We start from the raw sequence: 17,395 nt of genomic DNA on the forward strand, positions 1-17,395 counted from the left end.
ACATGATGTAATGTGGACGTTAATTTTAACTTAAAGTATATAAATATGACTGAATCTTTTGCTCAACTCTTTGAAGAGTCTTTAAATCAACTAGACACTCGTTCTGGTAATATGATCCGTGGTACTGTCGTTGCAATCGACAAAGATGTTGTTTTAGTTGATGCTGGTTTAAAATCTGAATCAGCCATTCCAGTAGAGCAGTTTAAAAATGCCCAAGGCGAATTAGAAGTTCAAGTTGGCGACGTAGTTGATGTCGTTCTTGACTCAATTGAAGATGGCTTTGGCGAAACAATTTTATCTCGTGAAAAAGCTAAACGTCACGAAGCGTGGCTAACACTAGAAAAAGCAGTTGAAGATGCTGCAACAGTTTTAGGTGTTATCAATGGTAAAGTTAAAGGTGGCTTTACGGTTGATCTTAATGGCGTTCGCGCGTTCCTACCAGGTTCGCTTGTTGATGTTCGTCCATTACGCGATACTTCTCATATTGAAAACAGAGAAATCGAATTAAAAGTTATCAAATTAGACCAAAAACGTAACAACGTAGTTGTTTCACGTCGTGCTGTTATTGAATCTGAAAACAGTGCAGAAAGAGAACAACTTCTTGAAAATCTACAAGAAGGTTCAGAAGTTAAAGGTATTATCAAAAACCTTACTGACTATGGTGCATTCGTTGATCTTGGCGGTGTTGATGGTTTACTTCATATCACTGATATGGCTTGGAAACGTGTTAAACATCCAAGCGAAGTGGTTGAAGTGGGTCAAGAATTACTTGTTAAAGTACTTAAATTTGACAAAGATCGTTCACGTGTATCTCTAGGTTTAAAACAATTAGGCGAAGATCCATGGGTATCAATTGCTAAACGTTATCCAGAAGGTACTAAAGTAACTGGTAAAGTAACTAACTTAACTGATTACGGTTGTTTTGTTGAAATCGAAACGGGTGTTGAAGGTTTAGTACACGTTTCTGAAATGGATTGGACAAACAAAAACATTCACCCATCTAAAGTTGTTAGCTTAGGTGACGTGGTTGAAGTTGTTGTTCTTGAAATTGATGAAGAACGTCGTCGTATCTCTCTAGGTCTTAAACAATGTAAACCAAATCCATGGTTACAATTTGCTGAGTCACACAATAAAGGTGATAAAGTTAGCGGTAAGATCAAATCAATCACTGATTTCGGTATCTTCATCGGTTTAGATGGTGGTATTGATGGTTTAGTTCATCTTTCAGATATTTCTTGGAATATGCCTGGCGAAGAAGCAGTTAAATCTTACAAGAAAGGTGATGATATCGAAGCGGTTGTGTTACAAGTTGACGCAGAACGTGAACGTATCTCTTTAGGTATTAAACAACTTGAAGACGATCCATTCAGTAGCTTTGCAGCTAACTACAAAAAAGGCACAATCGTTAAAGGTACTGTGACTGCAGTTGATGCTAAAGGTGCAACTATCGAAATCGCAGAAGGTATTGAAGGCTACTTAAAAGCACAAGATATCTCTCGTGAACGTATCGAAGATGCAACGACTGCATTAAAAGCTGGTGATGAAGTTGAAGCTAAGATTGTTAATATCGATCGTAAAACTCGTGCTATTTCTTTATCAATTCGTGCTAAAGATGAAGCTGACGAAAAAGAAGCACTTGCAGCGGTAAATAACACAACTACTCAAGAAGATGCATCATTTACTAACGCAATGGCGGAAGCATTTAAAGCAGCATCAAAAACTGAGTAAAAAATGTTTATGTAAAGAGTAAAGAGGGCTTGCCCTCTTTTTCTTTTGTAGTATAAAATGAATTGATTTTATGCCGCGCAAAAATTAATTAGGAGTGACCATGAACAGATCAGATTTAGCAGAAAAAATAGCCAACTGGCGGGCGCACCTTCCTGTGCAGCTAGTTGATGATGCTGTGAGAGATATTATCGAACAGATCGCGTTGGCTATGGAAAGTAATGATCGTGTTGAAATTCGAGGTTTTGGTAGTTTCAGTTTGAATTACCGAGCCCCACGTAAAGCAAGAAATCCTAGAACTGGTGGTAATGTTGAAGTTAAACACAAATATATTCCACACTTTAAACCAGGTAAAGAGTTACGTGAAAGAGTAAATAATGCTGCTAAAGCATAATATTTAAATATTATCATTCATAAAGCCTTTGATTTCGATCAAAGGCTTTTTATTTCACTGCGATTTAATCTTGGCATCAATAATTTACTTACCTTACTACTAAAAATCTTTTCTTAAGATTGCAATTCGCTGGTTTATCAAGTCAACGTCACTGTTGCTCTGATAAATAACAATATTCCACAATAAACTATCAAATAAACTTATTATCCTAAAATTATTCTCACCTCATTAATAAATTGGAAGCTAACTTCAAAATTTCAAGATAGATTATTCTGATCAATTAATCATATGATAAGTTGACTGCTCTATAAAATGAATCTTGTTAGGTTTATGCGACGATTATCACTTGATTTATTGGCAATCATATTTTCGTTAGGCTGTTTGCCATTGATGTTTTTACCTTCACTGCTCTGTGACGATCAATGGTATATGATAACGTTGATATTGATTATTGTGATTTTAATTGCTCCATCTAAATTTCAAAAATATATTACTGTTATTACAGTATTTTCTATTAGTTTTTTATGGTCCGTAGCGTATTCTAAACAATATTTAATAAAAATTGAGCCATATATTGATAAAACGATTGTGGTAAAAGCAAGAGTTGAAAGTATAAATACTCGTGTTTCCACTTCACCAACCGATCCTTATTATGTAAAAATTGCAATCAATGATGATTCTCAATCTTTTTTATATCCTAAGGTAACAATATCGGTATATTGGGATCAACAAATTAAACCAAAAGCAGGACAAATTTGGCAATTAACCTTAAAAACAAAAGTAGTACATAGTTATTTAAATGAAGGAGGATTTGATAGCCAACGTTATGCAATAGCTAATCGTAGCCTTCTATCAGCAAAATTAATTCAGGCTGAGTTACTTGAAGATAATTTAAGTATTCGGCAGCTAATCGCTGATCATTCGTTACCTTACATTGATCGATTTACTTATCGAGGTATTTTACTCGCATTAGCTTTTGGTGATCGTAGTCAAATGGTTGATGAGCATCGAATTATTATGATGCAAACAGGTGTTGCCCATCTAATGGCTATATCAGGTATGCACATTTTATTGGTTTTTGGACTTTGTTGTACTTTATTAAAAATTTTGATGTTTTTTATTCCTCAGCGTTTTATCTACTTTTTTATCCCAATAATAATAGCATGGCTAGCTGCACTATTTTATGCATGGTTAACAGGACTTAATCCTCCTGCATTACGAGCCATGTTAGCATTATCTATTTGGATATATTTACGTTTTAAAAACAGTCAAATCAGTGCTTGGCAAAAATTAAACCGTATCGTTGCGTTATTATTACTTTTTGATCCGCTAATGATTTTATCAGAAAGTTTTTGGCTATCTTGTTATGCAGTAACGAGCTTAATTTTTTTATCTGACTGGCTACCTCTACCTAAAGTTATAAATAATAAGAAACGCTGGTATTGGATAAGATTGTTACATTTACAATTTGGTTTAATCTTATTAATGTTACCGATTCAATTGATTATCTTTCAAGGTATCAGTTTGGTATCTTTGTTAACAAACTTAATTGCTATTCCTGTTATTACATTATTGACTTTGCCCTTGATTATTTTTGCCCTGTTCTTTAGTGTTAGTCATTGTATTCATCTTGCTTCATGGTGTTGGTTTATCGCTAATAAATCGCTTGAATGGTTATTTGTTTGTTTAGATAAATTAAATCTGGTATGGCTTGATATTTCCGCAGATTTTTATCTTTTAAGTATTTCCGGTTGGCTAGCATTTGTTATTGTACGTACCGAATTATGGCGACGTTTTGGGTTAACCTTATTAATCATTTTAATGATACTTTGCACACCCCTTTTTAAACAGCAGGAGGATTATTGGCGTTTAGATATGCTTGATGTTGGGCATGGGTTAGCAATTGTGATTCATAATGGTAAATCAGCAATTTTGTTTGATACAGGGGCTAAATGGGAAAAAAACTCCGCAGCAGAGCGGATTATTCTCCCTTTTTTACGATGGCATAATTTGAATTTGGAAGGAATTATCATCAGCCACCAGCATAATGACCATATAGGTGGTTTAGATTTACTGCAAAGTCGTTATCCTAATGCTTGGCTAATGAGTTCATCTTTAGCATTAGATAACCATTATCAATGTTTAGCGGGTAACACTATTCTATGGAATAGTTTGTCTGTTAATGTGCTATGGCCAACTCAATTAGTTAAATATGCTCAAAATGCAGATTCGTGTGTGGTTCAGGTGACCGATGGACATTTTTCTGTACTTTTGACAGGTGATTTAGAGCGCAATCAAGAATATCAATTAGTCACTAAATATCGAAATCAGTTAGCATCAACCATATTGCAAATTCCTCATCATGGTAGTAGTACTTCATCTAGTTATGCTTTTTTAAATCATGTTAAACCAGTAAAAGCATTAATTTCAACTTCTCGATATAATCCTTGGAAGTTACCATCACATAAAGTCATAGCACGATATCAAGATTTACACATAGATTACTATATTACCGCGAAAACCGGGCAAATTAGTCTGATTTTTGATAATCAAAAGTGGAGATTAAAAACTATGCGCAGTGAAATTAAACCAAGATGGTATCATGATTGGTTTGGTAGTTTACCGATTTATGAGTAAAATAGCTTATCTTTTGCTGTAAGCAATTAATCTTGTAAATGCTATATCTAACAGGTATAAAAACAAAACTAAACATAATTGAGTGATATTAACGTGATGATTGAAAAACTTTGGTATGGTAAAAATCGGTTATTTTGGTTACTAATACCATTTTCTCTATTATATGGTTTAATTGCGTTTGTTCGTCGTTTTTTATATAAAATTGGTATTTTCAAATCTTGGCAGTCACCGGTACCAATCATTATTATTGGTAATTTATCTGTAGGCGGTAATGGTAAAACACCATTGGCTATTAGTTTGATTAAAGCTTTACAGGCAAAAGGATTGAAAGTTGGTCTTGTCTCACGTGGATATGGAGGTAAGGCTGAAAACTATCCGCTTATTTTAGATGACACAACAACAACCGACCAAGCAGGCGATGAACCCGTACTTATTTACCAACGAACCCATGCCCCTGTAGCAGTCTCGCCTAATCGATGCCAAGCTGTTAAATCATTATTGGAACAAAATCAATTAGATGTAATTTTAACGGATGATGGTTTGCAACATTACGCATTAGCAAGAGATATTGAAGTTGTTGTCGTGGATGGTAAACGATTATTTGGTAATGGTTGGTGGATGCCAGCCGGCCCAATGAGAGAGAGACAAAATCGGTTAAAATCAGTCGATTTAATCATTGTAAATGGTGATAGTATCAATAATTTGACCCAGCAATATCCTGATAAAACTTACACTATGCAATTAGTACCGAAATATGTGATAAATTTACTCACCAAAGAAAAAAAAGAGTTATCTTCGTTATCAAATATTTGTGCCGTTGCGGGTATTAGTAATCCGAAAAGATTTTTTGATATGCTGATTAATATGAAGGCTGATTTAAACAAAACCGTCGCATTTGCTGATCATCAAAAATTTACCTTACCATTATTAAATAATGTTGTTAGTGGTGAGCAGACACTTTTAATGACTGAAAAAGATGCTGTTAAATGTCAGCAGTTTGCTCAACCCAATTGGTGGTATTTGCCTATAGATGCTGTGATACCCAAACCAGCCATTGATCAGATCTGTGTATTATTAGATAAAACCAAATCTCAAAGAGAATAAAAAATGAAACAAATTCTATTAAGTGCGCTTGCTTGCCCTAAATGTCATGGACAATTGCAGTATGATGCAGAACATCAACAATTAATCTGCCAAGCCGATAATCTTGTTTTTGCAATTAAAGATAAGATTCCTGTGTTGCTTGAATCAGAAGCTCAACCAATCAAACAAACACAATCTATTGAAGAATAAAAAAGATATAAGGCTTTAGTTATGAAATTTTCAGTTATTATTCCTGCTAGGTATGCTTCAAGTCGTTTACCCGCTAAGCCGCTGGCAGATATCCATGGTAAACCAATGATTGTGCGCGTAATGGAGCAAGCACAAAAATCCTCAGCCCATCGTGTAATTATTGCGACTGATCATCAGCAAGTATTTGATGCTGTCAAAGCCTATAAGGGTGAAGTGATTCTTACTAGTGATAAACATAATTCTGGCACTGAACGTTTAGCGGAGGTGATTAATCGTTATCAATTCGCAGACGATGAAATAATTGTTAATGTGCAGGGCGATGAACCATTAATTCCACCCGTTATTATCGATCAGGTGGCTAAAAACCTAGTGCAATATAAAACAGGCATGGCAACATTAGCTGTACCTATTGATTCAGCTGAAGAGGCCTTTAATCCTGGAGCAGTAAAAGTTGTGACTGATAAAGATGGTTATGCGTTGTATTTTTCTCGTGCAACGATACCTTGGGAGCGAGATCGATTTGCTAAATCAACCGATTTACTGAAACAATCAAGCATTGGTGATTTTTATCTTCGACATATCGGTATTTATGCTTATCGTGCTGGTTTTATCCGCCAATATATCAACTGGGCGCCATCATCACTTGAGCAGATTGAAATGTTAGAACAATTGCGGGTACTTTGGTATGGTGAAAAAATTCATGTGGCAGTTGCAAAACAATCTCCAGCAATTGGTGTAGATACACAAGAAGATTTAGAAAAAGTAAGAGCATTATTTAAGGAGTAAGCTATGGCAAACTTTACTGGTTTTACGCAAGCAGGGCTTAATTTTCTACAAGATGCTTGGATCAATAATAGCAAACCTTGGTTTGAAGAGCACCGAGCAATTTATGATAACGATTTAGTTAACCCTTTTCGCTTATTGGTCGAACAACTAACGCCAGATATGCTTAAAATTGATGAATGGTTTGAAACGCGCCCAGCGATTGGTAAAACAATATCACGTATTCATCGTGATACGCGGTTTTCCAATGACAAATCGCTTTATCGAAGCCGTTTGTGGCTAACCTTTAAACGCCCCAATCGTGATTGGAAAGAAGCACCTGCTTACTTTTTTGAAATAAGTCCAAGTAGTTATCAATATGGACTTGGTTATTACTGTCCTTCCAAACAGACAATGGATATCTTCCGAGAAGAAATTCTTAATGATACGAATAAATTTCTCGAAATGACATGCTGCGTTAAAAAGCCATTTGAATTGGTTGGTGAAAGCTATAAACGCCCTTTAATTAAAGAGCAAGACGAAAAGATAGCGACATGGTATAACCGAAGAAATTTAGCTGTGATGGTAACAAGCAACCATATTGAAGATGTGCTGAATGGTGAACTACCTAAAAAATTGGCAAAAGGATTTAAACAGCTAGTTCCACTTTATGATTTTCTAATGCGTGTAGAAATGATTAAAAATATCCCAAAACTATAAATTCTAATTGTCGATAAACTATATATTTGGGAAATTTATCACTAATTCTTTAATACCATTAATAATAAATTGTGTACCTACACAAACCAACAAAAATCCCATTATTCTTGAGGTGGCTTCGATGCCACTTTTTCCCATAAATCGCATGATGCTGCCAGCACTACGCATACAAAACCAAAGAATAATGCATAATGATAAAGGAACCAAAATCGACGCGGTATAAACAACCCACGTTGAAATATCATAGCCACCACTTTTAACTGTTGAAGACATACTGATGATCATCGCTATGGTACCTGGACCTGCAGTACTTGGCATAGCCAGTGGCACAAAGGCAATATTATTGGAAACTTCTTTCTTTTTAGCATCTGCTTCAACGGTTTTATGCGATGGTTGTTGAGGAAATAGCATTCTAAAACCTATTACACCAACAATCATTCCTCCGGCAATACGTAATCCGGGAATAGATATTCCAAAAGTGTTCATCACTAGTTGCCCACAATAAAATGAAACAACCATAATCAAAAACACATAAATACAAGTTAACTTTGATTGGTAATTACGTTCTTCATTGGTCATATCGCCAGATAGACCCAATAAAAGAACAACGGTGGTTAATGGGTTCGTTAATGGGAGAAAGAGAATTAAGCCAAAGCCAACAGTCTGTATGAGTTCCAACATAGTTATATCTTGAATCCATTAAAATTATAACTAAGTATAATAGAAATAAACAAAAAAAGATATAAGGGCGCAGATTAACGCCCAAATATAACAGAGGTGATAGTTTTAGAATGGAATGTCGTCATCAAAATCCATTGGTGGTTCTGGTGCTTTAGGTTGTGGTGCAGGCGCATTTTTATTTGGTTGACGAGATGGTGCAGCCGGTGCCGATGAAATATTATTGGCACTTTGCCCCCAATTTTGAGAGCCATCATCATAACTATCATTATTGTTTGCACGTGAGCCTAGAATTTGTAAAGTTCCACCGATAGGATTAATGACTACTTCTGTCGTGTAACGATCTTGCCCTGATTGGTCTTGCCATTTTCGAGTTTGTAGCTGCCCTTCAAGATAAACTTGAGTCCCTTTTTTGATGTATTCACCAGCAATTTCGGCTAATTTACCAAAAACGACAACTCGATGCCATTCAGTGCGATCACGGGTTTCACCAGTTTGTTTATCTTTCCATGATTCTGAGGTTGCTACACTAAAATTAGCTACAGCATTTCCATTTGGCATGTAACGGACTTCAGGATCTTGTCCTAAATTACCAACTAAAATGACTTTATTTATTCCTCGGTTTGCCATTATAAACTCCTAAAAATTGCATAAGTATTTAAGTGGCGTATTGTAGCATGAGACAGTAGTAATATCAGCGAATTTAATTTAATAATGGAATTTTTATCCCATTTTGTAAATGTGTAGAAAGATTAGCTTAGACATAGGAATTTGTAGCTATAACGAGTATAATGCCTACCATTTGTTAACGTATTGTAATAAAACGTTCCCCCACTACAGGAGTCCTTATGATTAATGCGTTTGGATTAAAAAACAAACAATTAGTAAAAATTAATGAAAACGATATAAATAATGCGACATGGATTGATTTAATTGAACCAGAAGAAGCCGATCGCGATTTTGTTTTAACACATTTAGGACAAAACTTAGCAACGAGTATTGAATTGGATGATATCGAAGCGTCAGCCCGTTTTTTTGAAGACAACGAAGGCTTACATGTGCACTCATTCTTCTTTTATGAAGATGCAGAAGATCGTGCAGGTAACTCGACGGTTGCATTTACTGTACATAATGGTCGACTGTTTACCTTACGTGAGCGTGATTTACCTGCATTCCGTTTGTATCGAATGCGCTCACGTTATCAGGGGATGAACGATGGAAACCCGTATGAAGTATTACTTGACCTATTTGAAGTTAAAGTTGAACAATTAGCTGACCAAATCGAGAATATTTATAGTGAACTGGAAGAATTAAGCTTAATTATCATGGATCGTTCATCTCAAGAACATTATGATGAAGCAATTACATCATTAGCCGAACTTGAAGACACTGCATGGAAAGTAAGACTCTGTTTAATGGATAGTCAACGTGCTGTTAATTATGTAGTACGCCGTGCTAAGATGCCAGCCGATCAATTAGAACAAGCTCGAGAGGTTATTCGCGATATTGAGTCACTTGTTCCACATAATGAATCATTATTTCAGAAAGTAAATTTTTTAATGCAAGCAGCAACTAGCTTCATCAATATTGAGCAAAGCCGAATTATTAAAATATTTTCGGTTGTGTCTGTTGTATTTTTACCTCCGACAGTGGTGGCATCAGCTTATGGTATGAACTTTGAAAATATGCCAGAATTGAAATGGGAATATGGTTATCCATTTTCGTTGTTATTGATGTTACTTGCAGGGGTTGCACCTTATATTTATTTTAAACTTAAGAAGTGGCTATAATTGTTATTTACTTACAATATTTAAAATATTTATCTGCTGACTGAGTTAGCACAAGTGTTTATTGGAGTAATAATCAGTTAAGGGAATTAACTTAATGTAACTAGTTAATCACATTGACCGTTTTACTTTCTTTAACAAATAAATGTAATGCTTGCTATTTAAAGAAAAGAATTAATTTTTACAGAAGGGAATAACATGAATCAACATGCACTAGTTACGGATATTGGTGGAACCAATGCCAGATTTGCACTTTATAATTTAGCAACTAACGAACTGTCAGGGGTTACTAAGGTTGTTCTTTCCAAAAATGATATTTTATTAAATTTAATCAAGGATTACTTGCAAACACAAGCAGTCAAAATTAGTATGGCTTGCATCGCAATTGCTTGTCCAATTGATAATGAAGATATCATCAATATGACAAATAATCATTTGTCATTTTCACGTTCAGAACTTATTAAAGAATTAAATCTGACTAAACTTGAAGTAATTAATGATTTTACGGCTGTATCGACTTCAATTCCTAAATTAACGAAACAAGATTTAGTAAAAATTGGTGGTGATGAACCTGATTTAAATTATCCAATTGCGATTTATGGAGCGGGCACTGGACTTGGTGTATCGCATTTAATCAAAGTTAATGAGCGGTGGATTAGTCTGCCAGGAGAGGGGGGGCATACTGAATTACCGATGACCAGCGAAGATGAAGATCGGATTTTAGCCCAATTACGTAAAAAATTTGGTCGTGTTTCAACAGAACGCTTTTTATCCGGTAATGGCATTGTCAATATTTATCAAGCTTTATTACAAATTAATAATCAACCACAACAAGATATTACACCTGATGTTGTTGTTAAAAAAGCATTAGATAATAGTTGCCCAATTTGTTTACAGACGCTTACCTATTTTTGTACTTTTATGGGGCGTTTTGGTGGTAATTTAGCTTTAACGCTTAATACGCAAGGTGGTGTTTATATTGCTGGTGGTATCGTACCGCGATTTATTGAATTTTTTAAAGCATCCCCATTTAGAACGGCTTTTGAACATAAAGGCCGTATGTCATTTTTAGTCAAAAAAGTTCCTGTTTATGTGATAACACATGAAGATCCAGGTCTATTTGGCGCAGGTGTTTATTTACAAAATAGTCTTAAATAATTGAGTAAGGTTCTATTCTATGATGTGGTGTTATATTTACCGAAGTACTAAAAAAGAAAATTGTTATTTGTACATGGAAAATGAAAATGATTTTTCTGTGATTCCGGAAAAAATAATGTCTATTTTTGGTGCTCCAGTGTTTGTAATGAAAGTACTTCTTGATGGTAAACGTCAATTTGTGGTGGGTACTGCACAAGAAATAGAAGAAAGAATTAAAACGGATGGTTTTTTCTTACAAATGTTAAAAGAAGACGATTTCAAAGTATGATTGAGCCATTTTGGGAACACAAAACCTTAGAACAAATGAGTGATGATGAGTGGGAGCAACTTTGTGACGGTTGTGGTCAGTGTTGCTTAAACAAATTACAGGACGAAGATACTGGCGAAATATTATATACCAATGTTGCATGCAATTTGCTTGATTCTAAAACTTGCCAATGCAGGCATTATCATAATCGTTTTGCCTATGAGCCTGATTGCATTAAATTGACGCGAGAAAATCTTTTAACCATTGAATGGTTACCGTTAACCTGTACTTATCGTTATTTTTCAGAAACAGGGCAGTTACCTGAATGGCATCCTCTTATAATGGGAAATAAAAAGCTTATGCACAAGCTAAAAATTTCAGTTAAAAATCGCATTGTGTATGAAAAAGATGTGATTTGTTGGGAAGATCATATTCTTTAAAAAAGGGAGCATTTACTCCCTTTCTTAGTTTTAAAAACTTAAAGTAAAATCCATAGATAGCCCACAATATCAAAAGCGAGCATATTTAAAAACATTAAAATAAACACAAAAATCATGAACGAGATATCAATTATACCAAGAGGCGGTACAATACGACGGATAGGAGCTATAAACGGTTCAGTTAATTGAGCTAGTAATTCATCGGCTCCAGATTGCCCTCTACTTACCCAACTTAAAATCGCGCGAAATAGCAATAACCAAAATAAAAGATTCCCGGCATCATGAACTATTGCGGCGACAGCATATAACAGATATTCAATAGAAAATATTGGAGTGTTAGTTAAGTTAAAGTACAAAACAAAAATAATTTTAATAACTGCAAATAGATATAAAAGGATCCATGTAGCAGTATCAATTCGGCCAATTGACGGAATAACTTTACGTAATGGACCTATGATAGGTTGCGTTATTTTGACGATAAATTGGGTAAAAGGATTATAAAAATTTACCCGCACACGTTGCATCCATAACCTTAAAATCAAAACATACAAACAAAAGGTTAATACAGTTTTCCCTAAAAAGAGAATCGATGTCATTTAAAATTCCTCAAAATAAAGATATTTAACCAATATATCACAAATACTGCCGTGCACCAAAGATAGCCGTACCAATGCGAACCATAGTACTACCTGCACTAATGGCAGCCGACATATCACCACTCATGCCCATAGATAATGTATCCATAAATGGATAATCTTTTTGTAATGAATGCAAGAGTTGTTGCATCTTAGTAAATACATTAAGTTGTTTATCATAATCATTTTCAATTTCAGGGATTGCCATTAATCCTCGTAGATTCAGATTAGGTAAGGCAACAATCTGCTTGACCAAATCCGTAACCTCTTCAGGTTTTACTCCAGATTTACTGGCTTCTTGACTAATATTAACTTGAATCAATACATTCAATTTAGCCATATGGTTTGGACGTTGATCACTTAATCTTTGTGCTATTTTGAATCGATCAATGGTGTGCATCCAATCAAAGTGTTCAGCAACTAATTTACTTTTATTTGATTGTAATGGACCTATGAAATGCCATATTAAGTCATTATTTGGCATGTGCTTTTCGAAATATTGAATCTTTTCAATTCCTTCTTGCACATAATTTTCACCAAAAGCTAATTGACCAGCATTAATTGCTTCCATAATTTGCTCAACAGGTTTGGTTTTACTAACTGCAATAAGTTGTATTGTATTGGGATCTCTTCCGCATTCTTTAGCAATTTTTTTAATTTCATTTTTAATATTAAGTAAATTGTCTTGTACTGTATTCATGTTAATTCCCAAAGGATAATTAATAGGTAGAATTTAATGTTAAACTCATTGTTGACTCTTAGTGTAACGCAAAATGCTTCGGATTTGCACCTTTCAAGTGGTGAAGCGCCTTATGTTCGTATTAATGGGCAATTACAGTTTTTAAATGCTGATAAACTAATACCAAACACCCTTGAAATAGCGTTATTTGGTTTATTGAATGAATCCCAAAAAAAAATTCTACAGCAACATAGGCAAATAGATTTTGCTTATGATTTGGCTAAAATAGGGCGATTTAGAGTTAATATTTTTTATCAACACCGTGGTATTTCAGCCGTGTTTCGAGTGATTAATCATCGTATTCCTACATTGTCTGATATTGGTGCTCCCGCTATTTTTAACGAACTTGTAAAAAATGAATCAGGCATCATCCTTGTGACAGGAGCAACCGGTAGTGGTAAATCCACTACTTTAGCCGCATTGATTCAATACATTAATACGACAATTGCCAAACATATTATTACGCTTGAAGATCCTATAGAATATATTTATAAAAATGATAAATCGTTAATCCAACAACGTGAAATAGCCGATTTTGGTCAAGCTATTGATAGTTTATTAAGGCAAGATCCAGATATAATTTTATTGGGTGAGTTACGCAATAAATCATCAATTCAAGCTGCATTGACTGCCGCAGAAACAGGTCATTTGGTTTTTGCAACTTTGCATACTAACTCTGCTGTGCAAAGTATCAATCGCATTATCGATGTCTTTGAAGATAATTGTCGTGATTTTATTCGTAGTCAACTCTCTAACTGCTTGAAAGCTATCATAAGTCAAAAGCTAATACGTCATAATAATGAACGTAAAGCGCTATTTGAAATATTGATTAATACACCAGCAATCAGTAATTTAATTAATGAAGGTAAGGTCAAACAAATTTTATCGCTTATGCAAACTGGGCAACAATATGGTATGCAAGTAATGCCAAAAAGTTTTTAATAAAGTTTAAAAGTTATATTGTGAAAGATTTTATTTAAGAGTCAGAATTAATAGAAAGATAAATTTTGGGTTTTATTAAAAAAATAATCTATAATCAATTTAACTTACATTCATAGGAGTATACAAATGGAACAGCGTATCGGTTTGATTGGTTTAGGTAATATGGGTAATGCTATATTACAAGGTATTTTAGGGAGTAATATTGTACCAGGCACACAAATTTATGTTTATGATACTCATCCAGAAAAAGGTGAAGATTTAAATAAATCTCACGGAGTGAATAATTTAACATCAGCAAAAGATGTAGCTCGAGAGTCAGATATCGTTTTTGTTGCTGTAAAACCTAATGTTATTGTTGATGTTCTTAGTGATATTCAAAAAGAATTAAAAAAGAATACGATAGTTGTCTCAATCGCTGCAGGAGTGACAATTAAAACAATTGCGAAAAGCATTGGTTATGAGCAAAAAATTATCCGAGTAATGCCAAATACACCAGCATTAGTTAACGCCGCTATGTGCTCTATCACACCCAATACCGAAGTTACCGATGAGGAGTTAACAACAGTACAAGAACTTTTAAATTGTATTGGTGAAACTGAAGTTGTGCCAGAATATTTAATTGATGCGGTTATTGGTGCAAGTGGTTCTTCACCTGCATTTGTTTTTATGTTCATTGAAGCTTTAGCTGATGGCGCAGTTAAAGGCGGATTATCAAGAAAACAAGCTTATAAATTTGCTGCTCAAGCGGTTATGGGATCTGCAAAATTGTTGCTTGAAACAGGTAAACATCCTGGCGAGCTTAAGGACATGGTTTGTTCTCCTGCTGGTACAACTATTGAAGGTGTCCATGCACTAGAAGAAAAAGGTTTTAGAGCGGCAGTTATTGATGCAGTAGAAGCAACAATAAAAAAATCTCAGTCAATGGCTGAAAACTAATTTATCACAATAAATTATATTGTTATGTTATTAATGTAATATTATGATTTAGTTTGTTTTACTATTATTAACAATTATTATAAAAAGATTGCTTGCATTAGTTTACTAATTATGAGTAAATAGTTGCCAGCATATGACATGCGGATTTATTTTGTAACATTTAGATATATGTAGTTGTAGTTTACTTTAACTCAGGTATTGGTTTTCTTCAGTCTCTTCTTATCAGTGTTAATAAGTAGTCTAAGTTTTATGTTTTATGAGTATAGCCTTAAGTGGCTGAGATTAATTTATTTATAGGAAGATTATTATGTCTAAGATTACTGGTCAAGTAAAATGGTTCAACGAAAGTAAAGGTTTTGGTTTTATTTCCCCTGCTGACGGTAGCAAAGATGTGTTTGTACATTTCTCTGCAATCTCTGGTGACGGATTTAAAACACTAGGTGAAGGTCAACAAGTAGAATTCACTATTCAAGATAGCCCACGCGGTCCTGCTGCTGCAGACGTTACTGTGATCTAATCTTCATCTGCTTATCTTATCAGTAAATTATTACTGGTAAGATAGATATCACCCATCAACGTTATATTCCAAATCTTACCTTGTTTTCCGCTAGAAATCATAAAGTATCATTTTCAACAAAAATTTTAATAACTATTAGAAGATCACAAAGGTAAACAATGAAAAAGTTAATATTAACTGTGGTAATGTTGGGTTTCTGTTCTGTTGCAACAGCAGATATACCAGAATCATGTAAAGTATATTTTGATAAAGTAGAAAATATTTATAAAAATATGCCTGAAAATACCTTTAATCAAGAAATACTCGACATAATAAAACAAAACCTTGAACAAGCAAAACAAGAAATTATTGCTTTGCCGGAAGATAAACAAGTTGCTGCTTGTGCTCAAGGTTTAGAGTTACTTAAACAAATCGATAAATAGAATACCGATAGAAAAAGTTAACGTTTATTATTACGTCGAAAATCCCAAGGGGCTATAGGTTTTTTATCTTTCCATAGTCCTTTTTTGCTTTGCTTAGCCTTTGCTTCAATTTTAACCATCAATTTATTATTAGCCACGCCCTTATAACGATAAGCCCAAGCATAGCCACTTTCAACCATTTTGGCATTTATATTTACCTTATTTAAGAAAATAGTGCCTAATGTTCTTTTATAAATATCTTTTTTGCTCGACTTTACAAAAACTTTTTTACCTGCGATAAGTGAGGCTAAATATTGCTTCGACTTATTGCCATAAGCTTGATTGCTTTCTGGTGCATCGATATCAAGTAGACGAACACGAATTTTTTGCTTCTTGATGGTTAATATATCAACTGTATCGCCATCGATAACTTTCACTACTTTGCCACTGAAATCAGCGTAAACGAAACTATTTAAAAAAAAAGATAAAAGAATAAAAATAAAAAAACGTTTTAAGAAAATCATAAATTATACTAAATTAAAAATGTTAATTATTAAGAATAGACGGGTAGAGTGATGAGTTAGCGATATGATTTATTGAAAACTGCAAGGCGTTTTGCATTATTGTGAATCTATCTTTAAATTTTTTTTTATAAAAAAACACTAACATAATAAAAAATATTATTAAATTACATAAGTAAAGCATAACCAGTATGACAATCGCTTATAAAGCTAACTGAATAAATTCGGTATTCTATTCTTATATTTTAAGCAAATATAAGAATAGAAAGTCAAAAAAATTTAAAATTCACTTGTATCTTTAAAAAGACCCACTTTTAAATCAGTTGCTTCGTAAATTAATTTACCATCGACAAAAACTTCACCATCACCAATACCCATAATTAATTTACGGTTAATAACACGTTTGAAATGAATTTTGTAAGTAACTTTTTTATTGATTGGAAGTATTTGACCTTTAAATTTAACTTCGCCTACACCTAAAGCGCGACCTTTACCTTTACCGCCAATCCAGCCTAAATAAAACCCAACTAATTGCCACATAGCGTCAAGTCCAAGACAACCAGGCATTACCGGATCATTTTTGAAATGACATTTAAAAAACCATAAATCGGGATTAATATCAAGTTCTGCCTCAACATAACCTTTACCAAAATTACCACCATCCTCATTCATTTCGATAACGCGATCCATCATCAACATTAAATCAGACGGTAATGGAGGACCATCATGACCAAATAGTTCACTATTGCCTGATTTAATCAGATCTGCTTTATCATACGAAGATTTACGTTCAAATGTCATAGGAAAACCTTTTATCTAATGTAATTACATGCATGGCAAATATAATTAAATTATTAAGAGCC

21 protein-coding genes are annotated in these 17,395 nt (G+C 34.0%); 15 read left to right on the top strand and 6 right to left on the bottom strand.

The window, feature by feature from the left end:
• Positions 1 to 45 precede the first annotated feature (45 nt).
• The 7 genes from rpsA (at position 46) to AC5LW9_RS06075 (ending at position 7,531) form a co-directional block, all read left to right on the top strand.
• Positions 46 to 1,728: a 30S ribosomal protein S1 gene (rpsA, locus tag AC5LW9_RS06045; protein ID WP_086326142.1), complete on the top strand. Its 1,683-nt coding sequence runs from the start codon at positions 46 to 48 to the stop codon at positions 1,726 to 1,728.
• 100 nt (positions 1,729 to 1,828) lie between these two features.
• Positions 1,829 to 2,119, top strand: a complete 291-nt coding sequence (ihfB, locus tag AC5LW9_RS06050) for an integration host factor subunit beta (RefSeq protein ID WP_025315113.1) — start codon at positions 1,829 to 1,831, stop codon at positions 2,117 to 2,119.
• 330 nt (positions 2,120 to 2,449) lie between these two features.
• Entirely contained in the window at positions 2,450 to 4,756 is a 2,307-nt protein-coding gene (locus AC5LW9_RS06055; RefSeq protein ID WP_493456511.1) for a DNA internalization-related competence protein ComEC/Rec2, read from the top strand.
• Between the two features lie 96 nt (positions 4,757 to 4,852).
• Entirely contained in the window at positions 4,853 to 5,860 is a 1,008-nt protein-coding gene (gene lpxK / locus AC5LW9_RS06060; protein ID WP_493456512.1) for a tetraacyldisaccharide 4'-kinase, read from the top strand.
• Positions 5,861 to 5,863: 3 nt separating this feature from the next.
• Complete coding sequence (locus tag AC5LW9_RS06065) at positions 5,864 to 6,049, top strand: Trm112 family protein (protein ID WP_065737363.1); 186 nt, start codon at positions 5,864 to 5,866, stop codon at positions 6,047 to 6,049.
• Positions 6,050 to 6,070: 21 nt separating this feature from the next.
• Positions 6,071 to 6,835 (top strand): 3-deoxy-manno-octulosonate cytidylyltransferase, encoded by a 765-nt coding sequence (gene kdsB / locus AC5LW9_RS06070; RefSeq protein WP_198236845.1) that lies wholly within the window; start codon positions 6,071 to 6,073, stop codon positions 6,833 to 6,835.
• Positions 6,836 to 6,838: 3 nt separating this feature from the next.
• Positions 6,839 to 7,531, top strand: a complete 693-nt coding sequence (locus AC5LW9_RS06075; RefSeq protein WP_198228704.1) for a DUF2461 domain-containing protein — start codon at positions 6,839 to 6,841, stop codon at positions 7,529 to 7,531.
• 18 nt (positions 7,532 to 7,549) lie between these two features.
• Here AC5LW9_RS06075 and AC5LW9_RS06080 read toward each other — a convergent pair whose 3' ends face one another.
• Positions 7,550 to 8,212 carry a MarC family NAAT transporter gene (locus AC5LW9_RS06080; protein WP_039127685.1) on the bottom strand — a complete coding sequence of 221 codons (663 nt, stop codon included), beginning with the start codon at positions 8,210 to 8,212 and terminating at the stop codon, positions 7,550 to 7,552.
• A 105-nt stretch (positions 8,213 to 8,317) separates the two neighbouring features.
• Complete coding sequence (locus AC5LW9_RS06085; RefSeq protein WP_039127675.1) at positions 8,318 to 8,839, bottom strand: single-stranded DNA-binding protein; 522 nt, start codon at positions 8,837 to 8,839, stop codon at positions 8,318 to 8,320.
• A gap of 218 nt (positions 8,840 to 9,057) precedes the next feature.
• Between AC5LW9_RS06085 and corA the strand changes: the two genes are divergently transcribed.
• The 4 genes from corA to AC5LW9_RS06105 all read left to right on the top strand — a co-directional run bounded on the left by corA (position 9,058) and on the right by AC5LW9_RS06105 (position 11,841).
• A complete protein-coding gene (corA, locus tag AC5LW9_RS06090; protein WP_039127672.1) occupies positions 9,058 to 9,999 on the top strand; it encodes a magnesium/cobalt transporter CorA in 942 nt (313 codons plus the stop codon).
• A gap of 195 nt (positions 10,000 to 10,194) precedes the next feature.
• The gene (locus AC5LW9_RS06095) at positions 10,195 to 11,154 is read left to right on the top strand and encodes a glucokinase (RefSeq protein ID WP_493456513.1); all 960 of its coding nucleotides are present in this window, start codon (positions 10,195 to 10,197) and stop codon (positions 11,152 to 11,154) included.
• Between the two features lie 73 nt (positions 11,155 to 11,227).
• On the top strand, positions 11,228 to 11,422 hold the full coding sequence (locus tag AC5LW9_RS06100; protein ID WP_493456514.1) for a YcgL domain-containing protein: 195 nt from the start codon (positions 11,228 to 11,230) through the stop codon (positions 11,420 to 11,422).
• Positions 11,419 to 11,841 carry a YcgN family cysteine cluster protein gene (locus tag AC5LW9_RS06105; RefSeq protein WP_065737359.1) on the top strand — a complete coding sequence of 141 codons (423 nt, stop codon included), beginning with the start codon at positions 11,419 to 11,421 and terminating at the stop codon, positions 11,839 to 11,841. Before AC5LW9_RS06100 ends, AC5LW9_RS06105 begins: the two co-directional genes overlap by 4 nt.
• A gap of 38 nt (positions 11,842 to 11,879) precedes the next feature.
• Here the strand turns inward: AC5LW9_RS06105 and AC5LW9_RS06110 are convergent, their stop codons facing one another.
• Positions 11,880 to 12,437, bottom strand: coding sequence for a YggT family protein (locus tag AC5LW9_RS06110; RefSeq protein ID WP_065737358.1), 558 nt, complete (start codon positions 12,435 to 12,437; stop codon positions 11,880 to 11,882).
• Positions 12,438 to 12,474: 37 nt separating this feature from the next.
• Positions 12,475 to 13,176 (bottom strand): YggS family pyridoxal phosphate-dependent enzyme, encoded by a 702-nt coding sequence (locus AC5LW9_RS06115; protein ID WP_493456515.1) that lies wholly within the window; start codon positions 13,174 to 13,176, stop codon positions 12,475 to 12,477.
• A gap of 36 nt (positions 13,177 to 13,212) precedes the next feature.
• Here AC5LW9_RS06115 and AC5LW9_RS06120 point away from each other — a divergent pair, with 36 nt between their 5' ends.
• From AC5LW9_RS06120 to AC5LW9_RS06135, 4 genes are all read left to right on the top strand, one after another.
• Entirely contained in the window at positions 13,213 to 14,157 is a 945-nt protein-coding gene (locus tag AC5LW9_RS06120) for a type IV pilus twitching motility protein PilT (protein ID WP_493456516.1), read from the top strand.
• 126 nt (positions 14,158 to 14,283) lie between these two features.
• Complete coding sequence (gene proC, locus AC5LW9_RS06125; RefSeq protein WP_039127658.1) at positions 14,284 to 15,093, top strand: pyrroline-5-carboxylate reductase; 810 nt, start codon at positions 14,284 to 14,286, stop codon at positions 15,091 to 15,093.
• Between the two features lie 307 nt (positions 15,094 to 15,400).
• Entirely contained in the window at positions 15,401 to 15,610 is a 210-nt protein-coding gene (gene cspE / locus AC5LW9_RS06130) for a transcription antiterminator/RNA stability regulator CspE (RefSeq protein ID WP_039127656.1), read from the top strand.
• Positions 15,611 to 15,768: 158 nt separating this feature from the next.
• The gene (locus AC5LW9_RS06135; protein WP_144093162.1) at positions 15,769 to 16,032 is read left to right on the top strand and encodes a DUF5339 domain-containing protein; all 264 of its coding nucleotides are present in this window, start codon (positions 15,769 to 15,771) and stop codon (positions 16,030 to 16,032) included.
• A 17-nt stretch (positions 16,033 to 16,049) separates the two neighbouring features.
• Here AC5LW9_RS06135 and AC5LW9_RS06140 read toward each other — a convergent pair whose 3' ends face one another.
• Both AC5LW9_RS06140 and fabA read right to left on the bottom strand, forming a co-directional pair.
• The gene (locus AC5LW9_RS06140) at positions 16,050 to 16,448 is read right to left on the bottom strand and encodes a thermonuclease family protein (RefSeq protein WP_198228699.1); all 399 of its coding nucleotides are present in this window, start codon (positions 16,446 to 16,448) and stop codon (positions 16,050 to 16,052) included.
• 363 nt (positions 16,449 to 16,811) lie between these two features.
• Entirely contained in the window at positions 16,812 to 17,333 is a 522-nt protein-coding gene (gene fabA, locus AC5LW9_RS06145) for a bifunctional 3-hydroxydecanoyl-ACP dehydratase/trans-2-decenoyl-ACP isomerase (protein ID WP_039127647.1), read from the bottom strand.
• Positions 17,334 to 17,395 lie beyond the last annotated feature (62 nt).

The organism is Gilliamella sp. LMG 34360, from assembly GCF_984568995.1.